At 58.1% G+C, this 23146-nt stretch carries 20 protein-coding genes, 1 tRNA gene and 4 pseudogenes; 8 read left to right on the top strand and 17 right to left on the bottom strand.

The annotated features are described in order from the left end of the window. Positions 1-159: 159 nt before the first annotated feature. The 8 genes from C8024_RS07955 to C8024_RS07990 form a co-directional block, all read right to left on the bottom strand. Complete coding sequence (locus C8024_RS07955; RefSeq protein ID WP_173203971.1) at positions 160-297, bottom strand: lasso RiPP family leader peptide-containing protein; 138 nt, start codon at positions 295-297, stop codon at positions 160-162. Between the two features lie 96 nt (positions 298-393). Beyond that, the gene (locus C8024_RS23150) at positions 394-666 is read right to left on the bottom strand and encodes a hypothetical protein (protein ID WP_367947230.1); all 273 of its coding nucleotides are present in this window, start codon (positions 664-666) and stop codon (positions 394-396) included. A gap of 53 nt (positions 667-719) precedes the next feature. Next, the gene (locus C8024_RS07965) at positions 720-1193 is read right to left on the bottom strand and encodes a hypothetical protein (RefSeq protein ID WP_173203975.1); all 474 of its coding nucleotides are present in this window, start codon (positions 1191-1193) and stop codon (positions 720-722) included. A 31-nt stretch (positions 1194-1224) separates the two neighbouring features. Then, a complete protein-coding gene (locus tag C8024_RS07970) occupies positions 1225-1974 on the bottom strand; it encodes a sulfotransferase (RefSeq protein WP_173203977.1) in 750 nt (249 codons plus the stop codon). A gap of 167 nt (positions 1975-2141) precedes the next feature. Then, positions 2142-2585: a sulfotransferase gene (locus C8024_RS07975; RefSeq protein ID WP_173203979.1), complete on the bottom strand. Its 444-nt coding sequence runs from the start codon at positions 2583-2585 to the stop codon at positions 2142-2144. Then, entirely contained in the window at positions 2564-2905 is a 342-nt protein-coding gene (locus tag C8024_RS07980) for a sulfotransferase (protein WP_173203981.1), read from the bottom strand. Before C8024_RS07980 ends, C8024_RS07975 begins: the two co-directional genes overlap by 22 nt. A 71-nt stretch (positions 2906-2976) precedes the next feature. Then, the gene (locus tag C8024_RS07985) at positions 2977-3183 is read right to left on the bottom strand and encodes a PqqD family protein (RefSeq protein WP_173203983.1); all 207 of its coding nucleotides are present in this window, start codon (positions 3181-3183) and stop codon (positions 2977-2979) included. Between the two features lie 298 nt (positions 3184-3481). Continuing rightward, positions 3482-3557: transfer RNA gene (locus C8024_RS07990), tRNA-Thr, on the bottom strand. A gap of 231 nt (positions 3558-3788) precedes the next feature. On the opposite strand from C8024_RS07990, the gene C8024_RS07995 reads away from it, so the two are divergent. From C8024_RS07995 to C8024_RS23165, 4 genes and pseudogenes are all read left to right on the top strand, one after another. Beyond that, positions 3789-5144, top strand: coding sequence for a hypothetical protein (locus tag C8024_RS07995; RefSeq protein WP_254305710.1), 1356 nt, complete (start codon positions 3789-3791; stop codon positions 5142-5144). A gap of 195 nt (positions 5145-5339) precedes the next feature. Next, positions 5340-7307, top strand: coding sequence for a hypothetical protein (locus tag C8024_RS23155; RefSeq protein ID WP_367947222.1), 1968 nt, complete (start codon positions 5340-5342; stop codon positions 7305-7307). 89 nt (positions 7308-7396) lie between these two features. Then, positions 7397-8811: pseudogene (locus C8024_RS23160) on the top strand (NAD-glutamate dehydrogenase domain-containing protein); the annotation flags it as partial. Between the two features lie 66 nt (positions 8812-8877). Next, the gene (locus C8024_RS23165) at positions 8878-10014 is read left to right on the top strand and encodes a hypothetical protein (RefSeq protein WP_367947231.1); all 1137 of its coding nucleotides are present in this window, start codon (positions 8878-8880) and stop codon (positions 10012-10014) included. On the opposite strand, the pseudogene C8024_RS08005 reads toward C8024_RS23165, so the two are convergent. The 6 genes and pseudogenes from C8024_RS08005 to C8024_RS08035 all read right to left on the bottom strand — a co-directional run bounded on the left by C8024_RS08005 (position 10011) and on the right by C8024_RS08035 (position 17345). After that, positions 10011-11215 (bottom strand): annotated as a pseudogene (locus C8024_RS08005) (DUF445 domain-containing protein). The gene C8024_RS23165 and the pseudogene C8024_RS08005 overlap by 4 nt on opposite strands. Positions 11216-11289: 74 nt before the next feature. Further along, positions 11290-14713, bottom strand: a pseudogene (locus C8024_RS21290) (efflux RND transporter permease subunit). A 27-nt stretch (positions 14714-14740) separates the two neighbouring features. Continuing rightward, positions 14741-15919, bottom strand: a complete 1179-nt coding sequence (locus tag C8024_RS08020; RefSeq protein WP_100092887.1) for an efflux RND transporter periplasmic adaptor subunit — start codon at positions 15917-15919, stop codon at positions 14741-14743. Positions 15920-16168: 249 nt separating this feature from the next. Beyond that, entirely contained in the window at positions 16169-16432 is a 264-nt protein-coding gene (locus tag C8024_RS08025) for a GlsB/YeaQ/YmgE family stress response membrane protein (protein WP_100092886.1), read from the bottom strand. 165 nt (positions 16433-16597) lie between these two features. Next, positions 16598-16879: a DUF1153 domain-containing protein gene (locus C8024_RS08030; protein ID WP_173204090.1), complete on the bottom strand. Its 282-nt coding sequence runs from the start codon at positions 16877-16879 to the stop codon at positions 16598-16600. 124 nt (positions 16880-17003) lie between these two features. After that, complete coding sequence (locus C8024_RS08035; RefSeq protein WP_173203985.1) at positions 17004-17345, bottom strand: hypothetical protein; 342 nt, start codon at positions 17343-17345, stop codon at positions 17004-17006. A gap of 201 nt (positions 17346-17546) precedes the next feature. Between C8024_RS08035 and mnmA the strand changes: the two genes are divergently transcribed. Next, positions 17547-18668, top strand: coding sequence for a tRNA 2-thiouridine(34) synthase MnmA (gene mnmA / locus C8024_RS08040; RefSeq protein ID WP_173203986.1), 1122 nt, complete (start codon positions 17547-17549; stop codon positions 18666-18668). 1 nt (position 18669) lies between these two features. Here the strand turns inward: mnmA and C8024_RS08045 are convergent, their stop codons facing one another. Further along, the gene (locus C8024_RS08045; RefSeq protein ID WP_173203988.1) at positions 18670-19038 is read right to left on the bottom strand and encodes a hypothetical protein; all 369 of its coding nucleotides are present in this window, start codon (positions 19036-19038) and stop codon (positions 18670-18672) included. A 240-nt stretch (positions 19039-19278) separates the two neighbouring features. Here C8024_RS08045 and C8024_RS08050 point away from each other — a divergent pair, with 240 nt between their 5' ends. Then, the gene (locus tag C8024_RS08050) at positions 19279-20208 is read left to right on the top strand and encodes a serine hydrolase (RefSeq protein ID WP_254305711.1); all 930 of its coding nucleotides are present in this window, start codon (positions 19279-19281) and stop codon (positions 20206-20208) included. A 20-nt stretch (positions 20209-20228) separates the two neighbouring features. On the opposite strand, the gene C8024_RS08055 is transcribed toward C8024_RS08050, so the two are convergent. Together C8024_RS08055 and pdxH are read right to left on the bottom strand one after the other, a co-directional pair. Beyond that, positions 20229-21023, bottom strand: coding sequence for a PhzF family phenazine biosynthesis protein (locus C8024_RS08055; protein WP_173203992.1), 795 nt, complete (start codon positions 21021-21023; stop codon positions 20229-20231). Next, on the bottom strand, positions 21020-21595 hold the full coding sequence (gene pdxH / locus C8024_RS08060; RefSeq protein WP_173203994.1) for a pyridoxamine 5'-phosphate oxidase: 576 nt from the start codon (positions 21593-21595) through the stop codon (positions 21020-21022). Before pdxH ends, C8024_RS08055 begins: the two co-directional genes overlap by 4 nt. 101 nt (positions 21596-21696) lie before the next feature. Here pdxH and C8024_RS08065 point away from each other — a divergent pair, with 101 nt between their 5' ends. Next, positions 21697-22155 (top strand): ABA4-like family protein, encoded by a 459-nt coding sequence (locus tag C8024_RS08065; RefSeq protein WP_173203996.1) that lies wholly within the window; start codon positions 21697-21699, stop codon positions 22153-22155. A 69-nt stretch (positions 22156-22224) separates the two neighbouring features. Next, positions 22225-23140: pseudogene (locus C8024_RS08070) on the top strand (DnaJ C-terminal domain-containing protein). Positions 23141-23146: the final 6 nt, after the last annotated feature.

Here is a 23146-nt window from a genome sequence, read left to right on the forward strand (position 1 = left end):
AAAGATGGAATAGCCATAGCGATGCTATGCTCATCGGCGATGGCACACCCGGCGCGCTGTTTCCCCGTTGACGAAATCCGAAACTTGCTGAGAAAGTCGCTGCGGCTTACCGACCCTGCGGTTGTAATCAACCGTCAGACGCGATCCAAAAGGGCGGGCTTATGAAGAACCAAGATCACCCGCTGCACCGGCAGCATTGCCAGATTGCGTGTGCTCGGCCAGCGAACCATGATCTTCCAGTTCAGGCTTTTCATAGACGGCTTTGGTGTTGTTTTGTTCGTTCATTTCGTTTTTCATAAGAACTCCCCGGATACCGAAAATTGCAATAGGCCACCGGATCTAAGATACTATCGATACAATCACAAGGCCCTAGATGACAGCGTCGATAACATGTCAATTTCCAATAGCGCGCCAAGCTCTCCGTGCCCGCGATATCCAATTGGTAGCCAAAGTGCTTTTGCCGGCCCGGCCTTGCCAATTGGTCAGGGTGTCAACGTCGCTGTCGGCGGGGGTCTGGACCGAATAGAAATAGAGTGCCATTGACCGGCGGGTGAGTCCTTTGGGTAATTTGAGCGGGTGAGGATGACCGTGAAAGCACATCTTGCCGGTATCGAAAATCACCGCGCGATTGAATATCGGCGGCACGGAGACAGCACATGCACTCATGTCGGATTGCCATAGCTCTAGCGCGCCGCCCCAGTCTTGCTCCCATTCGCGGTTCAAAAAACGATCAAGTTGATCCGCCGGACCAATCGCATTCGCGGGTGCAGATTGAAATCGGCATGCACATCCAGATGCCCGCCGCGTTCGATTTCGTGAAAACCGCCGCCGACCAAATCGGGATCGGCGACCAGATTCTGGTGGCCGGTGAGCGCCTCCATCAAAGCAATCACCGGCTCGCTGTTAAACGCCTTCAGCAGCTCCGCCGACGGATGCTCGCCAAGGCTGGAAGGTCTGTATCCGCGTTTCAAATATTGCTGCTGGCTGTCGCGCGACACGCTGGCCAATGCGGGCGGCGGGAAATTGTCGCTCAGCCGCTCGGCAAGTTCGGATGAAAGAAAATTGTCGATCACCATATTGGGGAAGGGCGACGCTTTGCGATATCCGGAGCGCAGAGCGTCAATCTGAGCCGGTCCCGCCGAAACGTGAAGCGCCAGCTTGCCGTCCTGAAATCTGCCATCAAGATAGGTCATGATTCGGCCCCTTTAGTGTAACCCAACCGAATCATGTTTTCGCCGCAGATCGCTCCGATCCGCGCAAAATTCTCGGTGCCAAAAACTGCTCAACCGTCGTGCCGGTATGACTGCGCGGCTTATAGTCGATATCGAGCCATGGCGTGACATCATGTTGCGCGGTCAGCCCCAGGCTATCTGCCAGACGGGCTATCTCGCCAATCTTGTCTTCGCGAAAATCCTCGTAGCGAATCTTGGTTATATGCTCCGGATGATCGAGCGCCACCTCCGCCGCCAAATTCCAACGATGCGCGAGCCGGTCAATATAATGGCCCTCAAGCTTTTCGGGCAGCAATGCCAAGGGGCGTTCGATCCGCGTCGCATCCCCGGGCAATCCGCGGCGGAACAGGAAGCTGCGGATGGTATCATAAGGATTGCGCGCGATCAGCGCGAAACGGGCGAGCGGGAAATGCTGGACCAGAGCCGGATAGGCGAAGGTCAGCTTGGGGCATTTTTGCAGCGGGCTGGCAAACGCATAAGGATATTTTGCGACAAACGCGGCAATTGTCATTCTGCCCTCGATCAGATCTGCCGCCTCGGCCCTGGATATGCCAAAGCTTTGAAACAGATCATGAGCCACCTCCAAACCGGTGGCGCGCGCGAGCAGCGAGCCAATCGCCGTCGTTCCCGATTTTGGATGGCCCAACAGGAATACCGGCGCCGGATGCACCTGCGCGCGCCAGCCGCGTAGCCGATGGCTCCAATGCCGCATCTTACGTTTGATCGGGATTATTTCAGTCATCTAGGGGCGACATGATGTCGTCGTCGGAGTTTTGATTTCTCCTGCGCCCCAGACGGAAGGCTTTGAACTGCTGCGCGTCACTCCGCGCCGAACAGGCCATGAGCCGTCTTTTGCGATCAAAGTCGATCAGCATGGATGATTGCAGAGTTTGAAGTCATTTGAAGACATCAGCTGCAACCTTCCTGGTAGCGATGCAAATGTTCGATTTTCGATATCCCCGTCCGCACCGCGTCTTTTTGTACGTCTGTCCATTCAACTGCATCGCGGCTGCGGCGAGGGCTATCGAACACATGGGCTGCGCAGGCCTCAATATATTCAGAGCTTCCATCGACTCCCAGAAAAGCCAGCAACGCTTTCAGACTGTCTTGCGGGGCAGTAATCATGTCCTCAAGATGCACGCGGTGGAATTGACTTTTTGATAATTGCTGTTCGGCCTGCATCGCAATGCATTCGCGCTCAAAGTAAATATCTATATTGCGCATCAGGCCCTTGCCATTTTTCTTCGTTTTGGTCGCGATAACGTCCAGCGGCGCGCGCACGCAATGGATGAACTTTACGGGAACCGGGCTCCAATCTAGCAGCCGTGTCATCAATGCCGGTTGCTCACCCATGATCGCGCTGGTTCGCGAAGCCTTTTGTCGCCAATCACCAATATGTCGCTCGTCTGGCCATGGTCGTAGCTGACTCCATACGGATAACCATTCCAAATCGGATCAGCGTCAAACCGCGCCGCATTGTCGAGCATCGCACCGCACATATATTCCCAGGACCGTTCGCCGCGCGCAAATAGCTCGACCAGATTGAGCTCTTGGCCGAGCGCTATTGCCGGATGCGCATCGAGCAGGCTGCGGATCAGGGTCGTGCCCGAACGCGGGTTACCCAGAAAAAGCGTAAGATATTCCGGTGAGACTGATTCGCCCAATGCCGTCAACCGGCGCCTCTCCGGCCAAATGTTCAGCCGCCGTACGGATCGTCGTGCTACATTCAGGAAAGCGCCAATGCTCATTTGCCGTCCGGCACCTCTACAACCAGCTCGCGTTCCGCCAATTGCTCGTAAAGCTCTGTGATATCGTTGCGTAGCACCTCTCGGCTAACAGCAAATTCGCCAAGTAGTTTTTCCATAGCCTGTTCGACAGAAGTGTTTCTGCTTATCTCTTCCCAAAAACGTTTGCCCACTCCTTTCAGGCTGAAATAACGTTCGCCGTTCATGTTGAGCAAAAAACTTCGCTTTCGCATTCGGAGACAATAACATCTTCCGCCGAACGAATATGCGCTGGAACTGCCATAATTATCTGCCTTTGAACATCGGCGGCCTTGATTCAGTGTCGCAATTTATCCGAAAATAACCGCAATGCGTGAACCTGTGCCGTTCCGATATAATTGACCGGTGTCCCTCCCTGCCAAATTCTCTGACTACGGACAATCGAATTAAGGCGAATCGATCGTCGTCCATACAAACGACAAAAGGGCGGCCCCTGACGATCAATTCTGTTCATAGGAAACTGGGTGGTGCCGCTTAGAGGATTCGAACCTCTGGCCCCCGCATTACGAATGCGATGCTCTACCAACTGAGCTAAAGCGGCATCGAGGAAACGGATGAGGTTCGGCCTCACGCAATTTCCGTTGATCGCGCGCCATTAACAGCAGAGTCTTGCCGTGACAAGTGCGCGCAGTCGATATTTCGAGGGGTTGGTGCGGATGCGGTCCGGGGCTCGCGGCAAACGGCTCTGGCCGTCATTATCCGGATATTTACCATATATTTACCATGTGCGGTGCAGACCAGTGTGGAATTGATGCAATCGCAATGGGGCAGCATGGAAAACCTACGCAATCACAACGAACTCGGCGATCAGGACCTGCTTTCGGTACCTGATTACACGGTCTTTGAAGATGACGACGCCGCGGTCGAGGCGCCGCCGCCGATCAGCCAGGACGAACGCCGCATGCATGTGCGCGCCTATAATTTCTGGGCCAGCCTGCTGGGCGAACGGCATTTCCCGAATGTCGAGGATCTTTCGCCCGAAACGGACGGGGACTTCGGACCGAACAGCGTTTTGCTCGATTTCACCAATGGTGTTGAAAATCCCTCGATCCAGTTTCTCGGTCGCGAGCTTCGCGAAGAGTGCAATATCGATGCGTCGATCACCGCGGTTGCCGACGTGCCGCCGCGTTCCTTGCTGTCGAGGATTACCGACCATTATCTGCAGATCATCGCCAATCAGGCCCCGATCGGTTTCGAAGCCGAATTCGTCAATCATCAGGGGATCACGATCATGTATCGCGGCATCCTGTTGCCCTTCTCCACCGACGATGACACGATAGATTTCATCTATGGCGTGATCAACTGGAAGGAAGTCGCCACCGACGCCGTCCAGCAGGAGATCGAGGGGCAGGTATCCGAAGCGATGCTCTCGGCCCCCGAACGGAAAGTGGCAGGACCGGTCTGGGAAGACGGGCCGAATGCGACCGGTCTGGACGAACGGGAAGCGGTCAAACCGCTGGAACTCACATCTGCCTTTGCCATTACAGCGGAAGCGGCCGAGGCGGAATCGCCGGAACAGCCGGCGGAGGACGCAAGTCTGGCCGACTGGCTGGCAGCAGCCCGGAACAGCGCCGACCACGCCGCGCATAATGAGCAACGCAGCCGTGCGGCGCTTTATGCCGCAATCAGCCATGCCTATGATTTCTACCTGATGACCGAGATGTTTCCGAGCGAATATGAGATGCTGCTCGAGGACAGCGGTCTTGTGGTCCAGGAACGCGCGCCGATGACGCCGATTGTCAAACTGGTATTCGGCACCGGCTACGACAAGACGCGGCTGACCGAATATGCGACCATCCTCAAATATGCGAAGCGCAACGCGATTCCCAGGGGAACGCTGGCTGATCTTCTGGGCCAGCAGGAGGGCGGGCTGAAAGCGATTGTCCATGCCGAACGTGCTGCAGGACGGACGTCCGGCCTGCTCAATAAGCTCAGATCGGCCGGTGAGGATTTGCTGGTGAAACTGCGCGCGGCGCCGTCACAGAGACTGCAGGATATTGATCCGGGCGACTCCGAATTTGTCGTGCTGGTTGCCCGCAAGGGTTCGGACGGTGAATTGTCCATCGTCGGACCGGTTCGCGGCAATGACAAGCTGACCAGCCAGGCGCTGAAACATACCGAGATCTGATTGTCGCCGGCGCGCCGGCCATGCCGCGATCATCCCGGCAATAGTTACATCTGTAACAGAAATATCACTATCGCGAACATTCTCCTGCAGCCCTGCGAAAAGGACCGGCTAGCCTCTTGAGCGCGTTGCCGATTGGGCGCATAGCATGGCCATGCCGACGGGGTCCTGACCCGTCTCGATCCACTTGGGGGAAAAATGGCGGCCAATCGCGAACGGAAATCCAAGCCAGCTCGAACCAAAGACGACAGCCTGGAGAAGGCGCTGGTCGCCGCCTTTCGCGAAAGCGCGTTGCCGGGTGAAAATATCGGATTTGACGAAAATGCGTGCGAGGAAGCGGCGCGTTTCACGTTGCGATCCGCCCGGGAACGGCGCGGCAGCGAGGCGAACCTGTCGCTGGAAAGCGTAAGCGGCGAACAGGATCACCGACATTTGCGCCTTGCGGTCGTAAACGACGACATGCCGTTTCTGGTCGACTCGGTATGCGCGACCATTGCCGGTTTCGGTCTGACCGTCGAACGGCTGATTCACCCGGTGGTAGCCGTGAGGCGCGACGCCGAAGGCCAGCTGATCGAATTTGTCGAGCAGGCAACCCGCGGCGAAAAACGCGAGTCGGTCATCTATATCGAGCTGGAGCGGACCGATGCCCGGATTCGCAGGGAACTGGTCAAGGCGCTGCGCGCCAATCTCAAGGATGTTGCCGCCGCGGTGGCTGACTGGCTGAAACTGCAGATCGTGCTCGGGGAAAATGCCGACGGCCTGCCGGAAGGCGAGGGCGCGACCCTGCTCCGCTGGTTCCTCGATCGCAACCTGACTTTGCTGGGGCACGAACGGGTCGATACCAGCGGTGGCCGCACCCAGGAACTCGGGATCGCCCGCATGCGCCCGCAGCCGATATTGTCGGACGAAAGCCGGAGGCGCGCGTTCGAATGGTTTGAAAATGGTGGCAAGGCGCCGCTGATCATCAAATCGAACCAGCTTTCCACGGTACATCGCCACGTGCTGATGGACCTGATCATCGTGCCGGTCCGGGAGAAGAACAGGATCACGGCGCTGTCGATCATTTCCGGCATGTGGACCAGTGCGGCGCTGGCCGCTTCGCCCGAGAATATTCCGGTGTTGCGAACCCAGCTCACTCGTCTGTTCGACAAGTTCGAATTTTCGGTATCGGGTCACGCGGGGAAAAGCCTGACCCATGCACTGACATCGTTGCCGCACGATCTGCTGATCACATTTGCGCAGGATGATCTGGAAAAACTGGCCCTGATCTCGATGTCGCTGATCGACCGGCCGCGCCCGAAACTGCATAGCGTGATCTCGCCGCTCGCCCGCCATCTTTTCGCCTTTGTCTGGCTCCCGCGCGAGCAGCTTTCGACCGAACGGCGGCAGAATGTCGAACATATGCTCACGGAGGCAACCGGCGCAAAAATATTGAGCTGGTCCAATACGCTGGAAGAGGGGGGAGTCTCCTCTCTGCGCTATACGCTCGACATGGGAACCGACGGCCGGATTCCGGATCCCGACCTGCTCGACCAGGAACTGGAGAATATGGTCCGGGGCTGGAAGCCGGAAGTCGAGCGCAATCTGAGGGAGGCGGGTCAGGAAAACCGCGCGGCGGTTCTTGCGCAGCGCTACGCCAATTGTTTCCCGGGCACTTATCAGTCGACCTATGGCGCGCTGGAGGCCGCCAAGGATATCATGCGATTGTTCAAGCTGGAGCGTGGCGGCCAGCGCTCCACCCGGCTTTACCGGCTTGCCAGTGATGCGGACAATTTGCTGCGGCTGAAAATCTACCATCTCGGGGGTGCGTTGCCGCTTTCGGATGCGGTTCCGACGCTGGAGAATTTCGGGTTTACCGTGCTCGAATCGGTTCCGACCCCGCTTGACGATGGCCGGCTCGGTTTCATTCACGATTTCCTGCTCGAACTGCGCTCGGAAGAGCGTTGCGACAGCCTGATTGCCCGGTCCGACGAAATAGAAGCGGCAATCACCAATGTGCTGGACGGCGAGGCCGAAAATGATGCCTTCAACCAGCTTATCACCACCGCCGGCATCGATGCCCGCTCGACGGTCTGGATGCGGGCCTGGTTCCGCTATCTGCGCCAGACCGGTCTGAGCTACGGCCTGATTACCGTTGTGGAAGCTTGGCCGAGGCGCCGGATGTGACGGCCGCAATGATCGCGCTTTTCCGCGCGCTGCATGATCCTGCTTTTGACGGCGATCGCGTGAAGGCAACCCAGGTGGCAATGCGGGACATGGACGCCGGTCTGGTCACCGTCCATGCCATTGACGATGACCGCATCCTGCGTTTGTTCCGGGCGGTGATCGAATCGATATTGCGCACCAATGCCTTTGCCTATCGGGCCGGCGAAGCGCTGGCTTTCAAGATCGAGAGCGCCAAAATCCCCGAATTGCCGGCGCCTTGCCGTGGCGGGAAATATTTGTCTACAGCCCGCGCGTGGAAGGGATCCATTTGCGGGCCGGTCCGGTCGCCCGTGGCGGGCTGCGCTGGTCCGACCGCCGGGACGATTTCCGCACCGAGATATTGGGGCTGATGAAGGCCCAGCGGGTCAAGAATGCCGTGATTGTGCCGACTGGCGCAAAGGGCGGCTTCTTTGCCAAACAGCTGCCTTCGGGCGATGACCGCGACGCTTTTCTCGCCGAAGGCGTCGAAGCCTATAAGATATTCATCTCTGCGCTGCTGTCGGTGACCGACAATATCGTCGATGGCAAGGTCGTACCCCCTGCGAAAGTGCAGCGGCTCGATGAGGATGACCCCTATTTTGTCGTGGCGGCGGACAAGGGGACGGCGAGCTTCTCCGATATTGCCAACCAGATCGCCATCGATCGCGGTTTCTGGCTCGGTGATGCATTCGCCAGTGGCGGCAGCAACGGCTATGACCACAAGGCCATGGGCATTACCGCGCGCGGCGCATGGGTTTCCGTCCAGCGCCATTTTGCCGAGTCGGGGATCGACATCCAGACCGAACCGGTCAGGGTGGTGGGGGTCGGCGACATGTCGGGCGACGTGTTCGGCAACGGCATGCTGCTCTCCAAAAGTCTGAAGATCGTGGCCGCTTTTGATCACCGGCATATTTTCATCGATCCGGATCCCGATCCGGCGAAAAGCTGGGTCGAACGGAAAAGGCTGTTTGAACTGCCGCGGTCGAGCTGGGAGGATTATGACAAGGATCTGATCTCCACGGGCGGCGGGGTATTTTCCCGCAATTCCAAAACGATCCGGATTTCCGAACAGGCCGCCAGGATGCTCGGTCTGCCCGAGGATGTCGAGACGACTCCGTCCAGACTGATGACCGCGATACTGGCATGCAACGCCGATCTGCTGTGGTTTGGCGGGATCGGCACTTATGTGAAAGCGGCGTCCGAAAATCACATCGAGGTTGGCGATCCGGCCAATGACAAGATCCGTCTCAACGCCGAGCAATTGCAGGTGAAGGTGATCGGCGAGGGCGCCAATCTGGGGATTACCCAGGCCGCGCGGATCGCTTTTGCCGCGAAGGGGGGCCGGATCAACACCGACTTTATCGACAATAGCGCCGGGGTTGATTGCTCCGACAACGAGGTCAATATCAAGATCGCCCTCAACGCGGAACTGGCCAGCGGCAATCTGCAGCCGGACGCAAGGAACATGTTGCTCAAGTCCATGACCGACGATGTTGGCGCACTGGTGCTGGAAGACAACCGGCTGCAGGCACTCGGCCTGTCCATCGCCGAAATGGGCGGGGCGAAATCTCTACCCTCTTATGTTCGCCTGATCGAACAGTTCGAGGAACAGGGCCAGCTGAACCGGGCGGTTGAAGGGCTGGCGAGCAACGAGGATCTGATCCGGCGCGGTCAGGAGAACCGCGGGCTGTACCGGCCGGAACTGGCCGTGCTGATATCCACCGCCAAGCTTGCCCTGCAGGGCGCGATTGAAAATAGCGATCTGGGGGATGACCCGGGGCTGGACAGCGAATTGCTGCAGGCCTTTCCGCCGGCGATGCAGGAAGGCCATCGCGAAGCCATTCTCAGCCATCAGTTGCGCCGCGAGATTATCGCGACCAAATTGGCCAACCGGATGATCAACCGGCTCGGGCTGATCGACCCGTTCGAACTGGCCGAGGAGGAAGGCTGCACCTTGGGAGAGGTCGCGCGGGCCTTTGTCATGGCAGAACGTCTGTTCCACGCCGACCGGCTGTGGCACGCGCTGGAGGTGGCCGAGATTGCGGAAGATATAAGGATCACGCTGTTCGACCGGCTCGCCTATGTCCTGCGCTCGCATATGGCGGACCTGATGCGGATCGGCGTGTCGGACGACCGGATCGACGACACCGTCAACATGCTCGCGCCGGGGGTCACCCTGCTCAACGAGAATGTGGAGAATCTGATCACCGCCGAAGGGCGGCTGCAGGCGTCGCGCCAGGTCAAGCTGCTGGTCGAGGCGGGAGCGACCCCCGAAATCGCTGGCAAGATCGCCAATATCTACAAGAATGACGGCGCGGCCGGCATCGCCTATCTGGCGCATAGCCGGGAAATCGACGCCCTGGACGTCGCTGCGGCCTTTACCCAGCTCGGCAGCCAGCTTGGTCTCGACTGGGCCCAGATGACCGCGACCCGGATCAATCCGTCCGATCCCTGGGACCGCTTGCTGGTGGCCGGTCTGGCGCGCGATTTCCAGCAGATGCGCCTCGATTTCCTGCGTCGCACCCGCGGCAAGGACATGCAGCAATTTGTCGAGAGCTGGGCGGAGCGGAATATTGCCCGGGTGGCCCAGTTCAGGAAGATCATGGACCGGGCGCAGCAGACGCCGAAGCCGTCGATCGCCATGCTCGCGCAAATTGCCGGGCAGGCGCGCCTGTTGCTCTCGCGCTAGATCCAGTAGCCCAATGTGTGGAGGGACAGACCGACCAGCCCGCCAACCAGCGTGCCGTTAACGCGGATAAACTGCAGATCGCGGCCGACCGCATTTTCGACCCGGTCGGTAATCGTTTGCGTGTCCCAGCCGCGGATCGTCTCTGACACCAGCTTGACGATATTGTCGCCATAGCTGTCGACGACGCCGATGACGGCGCGTCGCCCGAAACGATTGATCTGGCGGTTCAGCTGCTTGTCCTGCTGCAGGCTGTTGCCCAGCTGAATCAGCGCATCGCCGAACTGGCCGGCCATGGCCGCATCGGGATCGCGCGCCGCGCGCAGCAACGCTTCCCTGCCCTGTTCCCAGATTCCGTCGAGCCATGAGGCAATCGCCGGATTCTCGATCATCTCGAGCTTCCATTCATTCACCTTCTGGCGCAGGTCCGGATCATGCTGCAATTCTCTGGCCAGTTGCTCGAGGCTTTCCTCGGTTTTCGCCCGGACCGGATGATGGGGATCGGCCGCCATGTCCGCCATCAGCTTGTAGAGACCATCCAGCACCTCGTTGGCAACCCGGTCGTCCAGACCCGTCCAGCGCATCACCGCATTGGCACGGTCGGTAACGATTTTACGGATCACCGCCTCGTTGGTGTCCAGCGTCCGATAGGCCCAGCGAATGCTCGAATCGATCAGCGGTCCGTGCCGGTTTCCGCCATGACCGCGGCGAGAATTTGACCCATCGGTGTCGCGATATCGAGTCCGACGGCCTGTTTCTTGACCGCGCCCTTGAACATCGTGCCCAGGCGGTCCTTGTCGAGCGAGGCAATGGCATCGCCCAGCAGCCGTGACGCACCGAATTTCAGCCGGCCTTCGCCACCGCTCGGCGATTGCAGGAAGCGGCCGATACCGCTGGCAAGGTCGACATGGCGCATGCGCTGGGCGACCAGTCGCGAAATCAGGAAATTATCCTTGAGGAAATTGGCCAGCGTATCGCCGATCCGGTCCTTGTTGCGCGGAATGATCGCGGTGTGCGGAATCGGCAGACCCATGGGATGGCGGAACAGGGCGGTGACGGCAAACCAGTCGGCCAGGCCGCCGACCATTGCGGCCTCGGCGAAGGCGCGCACAAAACCGAGGGCGGGGTGCACGCTTTCATAGCTTTTGGCAGCAAAATAGATGATCGCCATCACCACCAGCATGCCGGTGGCGATGATCTTCATATCCCGGCCCGCGTTGCTGGACTTGGTAGCGGAGCCGGTAACGCTGCCGCTGCTTCTGTGTGACGATATCGGCTTCACTCGGCGGGCTGGACCTCTGCCCCGGGCCGGTCATGGCGATCGTCCCCGGTCTTGTAGGTCAGCATCTTGTTGCGCAACCAGGGCCCAGCGCGGCGTTCGAACCCGTCTGCCAGACTGAAGCCAGCGGGTACGATAACCAGTGTCAGCAGGGTCGACACGATCAGGCCGCCGATCACGACAACACCCATCGGTGCGCGCCAGGCGCCGTCGCCCGACAAGGAGAGAGCGGTCGGTACCATACCCGCGGTCATTGCGACTGTGGTCATCACAATCGGCTGCGCACGCTTGTGCCCGGCATCCATGATTGCCTCGAATTTGGGAATACCTTTCTGCATTTCCTCGATCGCGAAGTCGATCAGCAGGATCGAGTTCTTACTGACGATACCCAATAGCATGAGCACGCCGATCAGTACCGGCATGGAGAGCGAGAGGCCCCAGATCCACACCAGGAATATGCCGCCGAGAGGGGCAAGCGCCAGCGAGCCCATATTGACCAACGGCGACATCACCCGCTTGTACAACAGGACCAGCGTCGCGAAGACCAGCAAGATACCGGAAATCAGGGCGATCATGAAATTCACGGCCAGTTCGGCCTGCCATTCGTCCTCGCCAAAGGCCTCGTTCGATACGCCGGTCGGCAGATTTTTCATGATCGGCAGGTCGAAGATCTGCTCCATAGCCTCGCCCTTGATCACATCCGGGGCCAAGTCCGCTCCGACAAAGGTGCGGCGGTTCTGGTTATAGCGCTGGATCGAAGTCGGTCCGGAACCAAAGCTTACTTCGGCTACCCGGCTGAGCGGCACGGTGCCGCCGCTGGCAATCGGAATCGGCAGGTTCTGAATGGTGGTCAGATCGTTTCGCGATTCCAACGGCAACATCACCCGGATCGGAATCTGCCGGTCCGACAGCGAGAATTTTGCCGCGTTCTGGTCGATCTCGCCGAGCGTGGCGATGCGAATCGTCTGGCTGAGCGCAGCGGTGGTGACACCGAGCTGGGACGCAAGATCGAGGTAGGGCGTGATAATGATTTCCGGGCGACTGAGATCGGCCGCGATCCGAGGAGCGCGGACGAGTTTGATATCCTTCATCTGTTCGACCAGTTGCGCGGCGGTCGCATCGAGCAGTTCCGGGTCGGAGCCGGTGAGCATGATCGAGATATCGCGTCCGGTTCCTCCGCCACCGCTTTGCGACTGGAAGGAAATCCGGGCATCGGGAATCTTCTGAAGCTCGGGCAACATGCTCCGCTCGAACTCGATCGAGGTTTCTTCCGCTCCTTTTTCAGCGATACGAAGACCGAAGCATTGGTCTCGCGCACCCGGGTCAGGGCGCGATCGACTTCCGGCTGCGCGTACATCAGCTCGGATACCTGATCGGCGATTTTCTCGGTTTGCTCCAGAGTGGTGCCGGGAACAACCTCGATCTCGACCCGGCTCGTGTCCTGGTCTGTAACCGGCTGGAACTCCTGCGGGGTGATCGCGAACAGGATCACGGTCAATACGAAGGCTATTATCCCGACGCCCATCATCCACATCCGGTGATCATGGGCACGTGCCCGGAATCGGCCGGAACGATAGGCGTACCAGTCGCTAAAGCGACCGCCGATGCCCCCCGAAAGAATTCTGAACAGGAAGGCCACGAAATATCCGGCCAGCCCGCCCACGGCAATGCCGCCAGCGAGACTCAGCAGGGCCCTGAGAAGGTCACTGGGAATCAGCGTCTCCATCAGTCCGTTCAGCAGGAAACCGACCGCGAATGCTGGCACTAGGAACGCGGCAACGATCAGGGTGAACATCACGAAGCCCCACAGATATTGCCACCAGGCGGCTTTGGCCGGCACAAGACTTTCCCGGATTCGATCGGCTTCGCTGCGGTCGAGAACCCATTGCAGCAGCCGCATATAGCGATCCATCCAGACGCCTTCGCCATGCTCCGCATGGCCCTTGGCCTTGAGGAAATAGGCGGCGATCATCGGCGTGATCATACGTGCGACTGCCAGACTCATCAGCACGGAGACAACCACCGTGATGCCGAAATTCTTGAAAAACTGACCGGATATGCCGGGCATCAGGCCGACCGGCAGGAAGACGGCGACGATGCAGAAAGACGTCGCGACCACGGCGAGGCCGATTTCATCGGCAGCGTCGATCGACGCCTGATAGGCGGTTTTCCCCATGCGCATGTGGCGCACGATATTCTCGATCTCCACGATCGCGTCATCGACGAGCACACCGGCCACCAGGCCGAGCGCCAACAGGGACAGGAAGTTGAGGTTGAATCCCAGCAGATCCATGAACCAGAAGGTCGGAATTGCAGACAAGGGAATGGCGATGGCGGAGATAACCGTCGCGCGCCAGTCACGCAGGAAGATGAAGACCACGACCACCGCCAATATGGCGCCTTCGATCATCGCCAGCATCGAGCTCTTATATTGTGATTTGGTATAGTCGACGCTGGTGCCGAGCGGAATGAATTCGATGCCCGGATTTTCGGCCTCGATCTTGTCCATGATTTCGATCGCCGCGTCATATACCGTGACGTCGGAGGCACCGCGCGCCCGGTCCATGGAGAAATTGACAACCTCTACGCCCTTGACCTTGCTGATCGAACTGCGCTCGCCAAAGGAGTCGCTGACTTCGGCCACATCGCTGAGTTTGATGACCTGTCCATTTGGCAGGGCGATCTGCGTTTGCGACAGTTCATAGGCGTCGTCGGCATTGCCCAAAACGCGGACCGATTGGCGGGTGCCACCCACTTCCGCGCGGCCGCCGGCCGCGTTGATATTCACCTGGCGCAGCACGCTGTTGACCTGGTTGGCGGTCACACCCAGCGCCTGCATCCGGTCGGGTTTCAAAATGACGCGGATTTCCCGGTCGACGCCGCCAAAGCGGTTGACCTCGGCCATGCCGTTGACGGTCAGCAGGCGCTTGGCGACCGTATCATCGACGAACCAGCTGAGCTGTTCGACGGTCATGTCAGCGGCTTTGACCGCAAAAATCCGATCGGTCCGCCGGCGACGTCGACTTTCGATATTTGCGGTTCCAATATGCCATCGGGCAGCGACCCGCGAACCTGGTCCACCGCATTTTTCACTTCGTTGACGCTGTCGTTGACGTCGGCACCAATCTCGAATTCGACAAATGTGCTGCTGCTGCCTTCGCTGGCCGTCGAGCTGATATTCTTGACGCCGCTGATTGACCGGACCGCTGCCTCCACCCTCTGGGTGATCTGGTTCTCGATTTCCGTAGGCGCGGCACCGGGTTGCGAAATTCTTACCGAGACAGCCGGAAATTCGACGTCCGGGTTGTTCACCACGTCCATGCGGTTGAAGCTCAGCAAGCCGGCAAAGAGCAGGGCGACAAACAGTACCATCGGCACAACCGGATTGCGGGTGCTCCAGGCGGAAATATTGCGAAGATTCATCGATCAGGCCTCAAATTCGCGCACGGATCAAGCGCCGCCAGCATTTTTCTGCACGGTTGTCCGAACGGTTTCGCCAGGGCTCAGGAAGCCGCCTGCGCGGAGCACAACTTTTTCATTTCCGGTCAGGCCGGAAATGATCGAAATCCCGGCACTCGACACCGAGCCGACAACGACGTCGCGCCGCACGGCCTTGTTGTCCGCGTCGACAATATAGACGAAACTGCCTTCGCTATCATTCTGCAATGCCGATTCCGGGATGACCGAAGCTTCGGATGTACCGCTCTCGATGCTGGCGCTGGCAAAGCCGCCGGGCCGCAGGGCGCTGTCATAGCCGAGAGCGATCCGGGCTATGCCCTGACGGGATTGGGGATCAATGGTCGGAGAGATTTGCCAGATCTGTCCGGTGAGAATCTTGTCGGTTCCGACCGGGGTAACCTGGGTCGTGGTGCCGACCGAAATATTGGCCAGGTCGCTTTCGCCCAGTCGCGCCTGCAATTCCATCTCGCCATTTTGCGCCATCCGGAACAGGGTTCCGCTGCCCTGCGTGACGGTCTGGCCCGGTTCGACATTGCGCTCCAGAACCAGTCCGGCCTTGGGCGCGACGATGTTCAGCCGGCCATTGCGCGCCCGAACTTCGCTGAATTGCGCTTGTGCGACGCGCAGACGCGCGGCGGCGGAATCGCGGGTCGCTGTCAGCCGGTCGATATCTGCCTTGGAAATGAAACCCCGGTCGACCAGCTGTTCGGCGCGATCAAGATTGGCCTGCGCCAGATTGAGATCAGCGCGCGATACACCCACTGAAGCCTCGAGGCTTGCGGCCTGCTGGGACTGGACCGACTGGTCGATGCTCGCCATGATCTGGCCCTGCTTGACCCAGTCACCGGCGTCGACGTAGACATTGGTCACGCGGCCACCTTCACCGACCACGCTTACCTGAATTTCCCGTCGCGCGGCCAGAGTGCCCGTTGCATTGATGGTGCGCACGACCTGTTGCTTGCCCGGGCTCATGACCGTGACCATCGGGGCCTGGCTCGCGCCATCTTCCTCGACCGCGCTGCCAACAAAATAATTATAGGCGATATAGGCCAGCAACAGCGCCAGGAGGACGGCAACCGTGATGATCAGCCGCGTGCGTTTTGTGCTTCGCATTTCCGCATCTTCGAGCGTTGCGATATGATCGCTGGGGATGGTTGATTCATAATTCATTTTTTACTCTTCAGTCGGGCTCTTATCGTATTTTCACACTGCAATACACAAAAGAATCGCTGATTTTCGGGTCAATCCGGATTTTCATCAGCTGTGTTACATAAATATAGCACCGGCAGCAAGCCGGAACAGAATTCGGCCCGTCTTTCAAGTCCCGGTTCGATCAACGATCGATATCATCGTATGAAAGGGCCGATCCGCCAACGGACCGGCCCTTCCCGATTCAGAATTTCCGGCTGAAGAGCGGGTTTAGCGTACCCGGCCGCGCTGGATGAGATTGAGGATCAGCAACAGGACAACCGCACCGACAAAAGCTGTGAGCAGCCCGGCGATTGAAAATTCCTGAATGCTGCCGCCAAATCCGAAGTAACGTCCAACGAAGTTGCCGATCACCGAACCGATGATGCCGACAATGATATTCCAGAAGACACCCATGGAAGCATCACGCCCCATGACCATGCTGGCCAGCCAGCCCGCAATACCGCCAACGATCAATGCAATAATCCAACCCATATGTTCCTCCTGATTGTATACGAATATAAATTCTTTACACTCGCGAATACAATTACATAGACGATTATTGCTTGAACTTGAAGGAATAAAAAAGGACCACCGGAGCAAGTCCGGCGGTCCTGTTCAATTTCTCATGTCCGGAAGCTGCATCCGGAGGAATGGCGGTCAATATTTCTGCTGACGCTCGTACAAGTCGCGGTAATGCTGGATTCGCGTCACGCGCAGTCCCGGCATGCCGGACCGATCGACAGCCCGTTGCCAGGAAGCGAATTCTTCCAGAGACAGATCGTAGCGGTCGCAAACTTCATCAACAGTCAGCAGGCCGCCGTTCACTGCCGCGACGACTTCTGCCTTGCGGCGGACTACCCAGCGAGTCGTACCCGGCTTTGGCAAATCGTCAATGGTGAGCGGTTCGCCAAGGGGCCCGACAACTTGCGCTGGTTTTATTTTTGGTTTTCAATCATACTACCCTCAATTTTGCCTTGCGGCATTTTACCCCGTTCCCGTTACGTCTGGCCTTCGTACCGGTAGAGTTTTTCGATTACCTGAACTGCCAAGGTAAACGTCACGTTTATAATTTCACTACTCTCTCATTTGTCGATTCCCTGCTGTGCCAGATCAGGCCGAAAACTCCCGGTCCTGAACAATATTGCTTCCCTGTAGCCGGACGTGCCGGAACGCGACCTTCCGGCAAAAAAGCCATCCGGTCGTCCATGAAGGAGGCGTGCAGCGGCTGCTTTGCGCCTCCCGCATCATGCTTGGCTGCCACAAACTTCCGGGCCGACTGGCTCGACGTCTGTCTGGCAATGGCCCTGGCAAGCAAGGCCTGCTGATCCGCACGTTGCGCGGCAACATCCCGACCTTCATCAAGCACAGGCCATTGCATGCCTTTATGGGGGAAGTTCATTTCCATAGACGCCGGTCTAGCAGTGAAGGTATAAACTAGTGTAAAAGGGATGTTTACGAGGCCTTAGGAGAAGTTAAGCAATCCTTCCTTGTGTTGGCCCAATTCGTACCAAAATGGATCATATCGGGGACCGGGAAGGGAATTGTTCGCCGCGCTGGCGCAATCGGCGGGAATTCTCTAAGGGGTGCAATTGTGATGACGGACAGAATGAACGGAAATTTTCAGCTGGGCGATAACCTGACGGGCAAACGCATTGTCGTGGCCATGTCGGGCGGTGTCGATTCAAGCGTGGTGGCGGCTCTGGCGGCTCGTACCGGCGCTGAAACCATTGGCATTACCCTGCAGCTTTATGACCATGGTGAGGCGGTCGGGCGCGTCGGCAGCTGTTGTGCTGGCCAGGATATTCGTGATGCCCGCGCCGTGGCCGATCGGCTTGGCATTGCTCATTATGTCTTTGACCATGCCAGCCGGTTCAAGGATTCGGTGATGGATGTCTTCGCCGACGAATATATGGCCGGCCGGACACCGATACCGTGCGTACAGTGCAATATGGGCGTCAAATTCACCGATCTGCTGCAATTGTCCCGCGAACTGGGTGCGGACTGTCTGGCTACTGGCCATTATGTCCGGCGCGTGCCGGGACCAGAGGGTGCAGAGTTGCACCGGGCGCTCGATCCGGCGCGGGACCAGAGCTATTTCCTGTTTGCTACCACGCAGGATCAACTGGATTATCTGCGTTTCCCGCTCGGCGATATGCCGAAAAGCCAGGTGCGTGAAATCGCCGAGGAAATGGGGTTGGCGGTAGCGTTCAAGCCGGACAGCCAGGACATTTGTTTCGTACCGCATGGCGATTATGCCAGCGTCGTACGCAAATTGCGCCCGGATGCCGACGATGACGGCGAGATTGTCCATATCGATGGCAGAATAATGGGGCGCCACAAGGGCCTTATCCATTATACCGTAGGCCAGCGAAAGGGATTGGAAATTGGCGGTCAGGCCGAACCACTATATGTCATTCGACTGGACCCGGAGGCTAAACGCGTCATTGTCGGTCCCAAAGCGGCCCTTGCGGTGGCTTCTGCATCGTTGCGCGACATCAACTGGATCGGCGGTGATTATGCTGGTCCGGTGGAAGTCAAGGTTCGCTCGATGTCGAAGCCCACTCTCGCCCGACTAGAAGGACAGGAACTGCGGTTCCACAATCCGGAATTCGGTGTCGCTCCAGGTCAGGCGGCGGTTTTCTACCATAAGGACCGGGTGCTGGGTGGTGGCTGGATCGTCAGCACCGCTGCGGTTGAGCAGAAATGGCTGGCGGGCGTCGAAGTCTAGCCTATTCAGCCTCGACTTGCTCGTCGGTCAGCATCAGGCAGCCCCAGCCTTCGCGAAATTCGGCGGTAGCAGATTCCATCAGCAACGCAGATGCGGTCACTCTCTTGCGATCCTCGTCGACAGTCAATCTGATCACTTCCATGCCGGGCTCGAAATCCTTTTCGCAATCCTCGATATCCCGACCGCCGATATAGTGGCACGAACAGGCAACCCGGGCCCCGTAGGCAGTCCCGATGTCAAGCTGACCCTTTATGCTTTTATAATTATAAACGAACAGAGCGACCAGAACGACAAGGAAGAGCGCCCCGGCATATATTGCCAAACGCGCCTTGCTCGGTCGTGATGATGATGTGTCTTTTACGGTTGCCATGGCGGCTTCTATTGGTGCAACGACGGCTCATGCACAAGATTAAACTCGCTTTGATACCGGCCCTGACGCTCGTTCTTTCTTCTTGCGGATCGAATGGGGAAGCCGTTGAGGCCCCGCAAAAAGCGCGGCGGAACTGGCATATATTTCGGATGCCAGCCCCGTTGCCAAGGCGCGGCTGGATGCGGCAATCTCCCCGCTTTTTGAGACCCGGCGATGGCGGAAACGCGGGCTTTCCTGATAATGTATCAAGGGAAAATTATCGCCGAACGCTACGGTGAGGGTTATGACGAGGATACGCGGTTCATCAGTTGGTCGATGGCCAAAAGTTTCACCGGAGCATTGATTGGATTCCTGGTAGCAGATGGCCGGTTGGTGCTCGATGATCCGGCACCGGTGCCGGCATGGCAAAGACCGGGTGATCCGCGTGGCGACATAACTCTGCGTCAGTTGCTCCATATGTCCTCCGGCCTTGATCATACGGAGTTGCCGGAAGAAGGCGGTAAAACTGTATTCGAGGCGGATACCAACCGGATGCTGTTCCTGGACGGTGCGCAGGATACCGCGGCCTATGCCGAAGCGCGCCCGATGGAAGCGCGTCCGGGCGAGAAATTTGAATATAGCACTGCAACCAGCATCATACTTTCCGATATTATAGCCCGCACCCTGACGAAGAGTGCGGACCCCGAGGTGCGCCGCCACGACACTTTGCGGTTCATCCGGGGCCGCCTCCTGGAGCCGTTGGGGATGGATGGTACCTATCCGGAATTTGGTCCGAACGGCACTTTCCTTGGCGGCAGCTTCATTCATGCCACTGCCCGTGATTATGGCAAGTTTGGCGAATTTTTGCGCAACAATGGGGCCCGTAAGGGCGCACAGCATTTGCCGGTCAGCTGGGTCCGGTTCATGAAGGCTTCCTCGGAAAACGACCCGGCCTATGGCGGTCATCTCTGGCTGAACAAAAGGCGTCCCGAGGGTCGCAATCAGGTGCTTTTCCCCGACAATGGGCCGGACACTATCTTCGCCGCGCTCGGCCATCTCGGTCAGCAGATCGTCGTGTCGCCCGAACAGCAACTGACAGTGGTCCGGCTGGGCAAGACGCAAGATGATGTGCTGGCGCCGATGAGCGCACAGATTGGCCGGATCATGGCTCTGTTCCCAATCCGGGGCTAACAGCAGCTTCGGCCGGGGCGCTAAAGGCGAAACCTGCCTTCGACGACCGTTACGCATTTCCCGCCCAGCCACGCTCGGTCGCCGTCCAATCGGCAATTGACATAGCCGCCACGCTGACTGGCCTGATAGGCCGTGAAGCTGTCGCGACCCAGCTGCTTTGCCCAGAAAGGGGTCAGTACGGCATGGGCAGAGCCAGTCACACTGTCTTCATCAACTCCTCCGCCCGGGACGAAAACCCGGCTCAGAACATCGCTGTCCTTGCCCGGTGCGGTGCAGATAAACTGCGCGTTGCCCAGCGCGGCGAGTGCTTTCAGGTCCGGTTTTAGAGCCAGTATCTCGCCTGCACTTGCATAGCGAAGAACATGATAACGCCCTTCGTGAAACTGGGTTTCAACGGGGTCGCCGCCAATCAGCGTGATAATTTCCGGCATGTCTTTGGGCCCGGGGGCATAGGCGGGGAGGTCCAGCGCATAACCCTCGCCATCGCGCACGACGGTCAGGATGCCGGCCTGCCGTGTCCGGAAAGTCACCTGCTGGCGATCGGGCTCCTGCGACAATATGATATGCCCGCTGGCGAGCGTGGCGTGGCCGCAGAGCGCTATTTCCACGGTTGGCGTGAACCAGCGTAGTTCATAGTCTGCCTCGCCGCTTTCATCGGGCAGGTAAAAGGCTGTCTCGGCGAAATTATTTTCCTCGCCAATGGCCTGCAATATTTTGTCTTCCAGCCAGTTATCGAGCGGCATCACCGCTGCCTGATTGCCTGTAAAGGGTCGGTCGGCAAAAGCATCGACATGATAATAAGGCAGGTACGTCATGGGTAGAGCAGTCCTTCCGTCCACGTGTCTCCGTTGCGAACAAAGGTCCGCCGTTCGTGCAGCCGGTGTGCGCCGTCTTGCCAAAATTCAAAACAATCGGGGGTCAGGCAATAACCGGACCAATGCGGTGGACGCGGGACATCCTGGCCATCGAACCGCTGTTTCATGTCCTCGAATCGGGAGAGGAAGGTTGCCCGGTCGGCAAGCGGGCGCGACTGGTCCGATGCCCAGGCTCCCAGCTGTGAATCCCGGCTGCGCGAGGCAAAATAGGCGTCTGCCTTGGCATTATCTACCGCTGAAAGCTGGCCTTCGATCCGGATCTGGCGACGCAGGCTTTTCCAGTGAAACAAGATCGCGGCCTTGGGGTTTTCCGCGATATCGCTGGCTTTTCGGCTTTGTTGGTTGGTGTAGAAGATAAAGCCATCCGGCCCATGGCTCTTCAGCAAAACCATCCGTGCCGATGGCTGTCCATCGGCATCGGCGGTGGCAATGGTCATTGCGTTGCTGTCATTGATCTCGGTTTTTCGCGCTTCGGCGTACCAAGTCTCGAATAGGGGAAATGGATCTGTCATGCCGCTGCCTTTAACATCCTGCCGATAACCGGCAAACAAACAAATTTTGTCCGGCGACAAAGCGCTGTTTTCTGCTAGAAGCACGGCAAGGAGAGGCTTTTGTGAACTGGGACTTGATATTTACGATCACTAACAATTATGCATTGCTGATGTGGCTCATTCTCGCATTCGCGCCGCGGTCGCATAATATAATGACCGGATTGTTCTATGGCGGGGTCGGGCTGCTGGCCCTCGCTTATGCCCTGATCGTGATCCCCATGACGGTGGGTCTGATTGACGGCGGTAGCGGCGGTTCGCTGGACTTTTCGAGTCTGTCGGCAATCCAGCAACTGCTTTCCAGTCCCGGCGGTGCTACCGTCGGCTGGATACATTATCTGGCCTTCGATCTGTTTGTCGGAATCTGGGTGGCGCGCAATGCGGATAAATACGGGTTTGCACGTTGGTTGCAGATACCTATCTTGGCGTTTGTCCTGATGCTGGGGCCATTGGGACTGGTTCTTTATCTGCTGTTGCGTTTCACGCGGCATAACAAGGTTGCAGATGCCGTTTTGCCCGAATAAGACAGTAGAGTTGAAAATTGGAGACAAATGCCAATCTCTGCATGGTAAGGATTTGAAAAAGGTCAAATAATGATAGATCCCTATCAAGCATTGGGTGTTGCCAAGGGGGCAAGCGACAAGGAAATCAAGTCTGCCTATCGCAAGCTCGCCAAGGAACTGCATCCCGACAAGAACAAGGATAACCCCAAGGCGACGGAGCGTTTCTCCGATGTCACACGGGCTTATGATCTGCTGCTCGACAAGGAAAAGCGCGGGCAATTTGATCGCGGCGAAATTGATGCGGAAGGCAATCCAACAGCGCCCTTCGGCTTTGGCGGAGGAAGCGGTGGATATCAGCGGGGTCCGGGCGGCCAGCAACATGATTTCGGTAATGCCGGTGCGGATTTGGAGATATTTTGAAGGCTTGTTCGGCGGTGGGGGCGGTAGCTCGCCTTTCGGCAGCCGTCAGCGCAGCGCGCCACCGTCCAAGGGTGCCAACGTCAGCTATCGCCTAAAGGTCGAATTTATTGCCGCAGCAACGCTGCAGAAGCAACGTATCACGCTTGAGGATGGCAAGACCATCGACCTCAGCCTGCCAAAGGGAGTCGAGGAAGGCACCCAGATGCGGCTTAGCGGCAAGGGGCGACAGGGTCCGGGCGGCAATGGCGATGCGATTGTCACCATCCATATCAATTCCCACCCGTTTTACGAACGCGATGGTGACAATATCCGGCTGGAACTGCCGATCAGCCTGAAAGAGGCCGTGGAAGGCGCAAAGATCAAGGTACCGACGGTGGACGGGCCGGTGATGCTTTCGATTCCTGCCGGGTCGAGTTCGGGCAAGACTCTGCGATTGAAGAACAAGGGATTTCACAGCAAATCCGGCGTTCGGGGCAATCAGTTGGTGACTTTGATGATCACCCTGCCGGAAAAAGACGACAAGCTCGCTGAATTTGTGAAAGACTGGAATCCGAAAGACAATCCACGCTCCAGTATGGGTGTTTAGGTTTGA

The organism is Sphingopyxis sp. BSNA05, assembly GCF_013265645.1.
GTDB lineage: Bacteria > Pseudomonadota > Alphaproteobacteria > Sphingomonadales > Sphingomonadaceae > Parasphingorhabdus.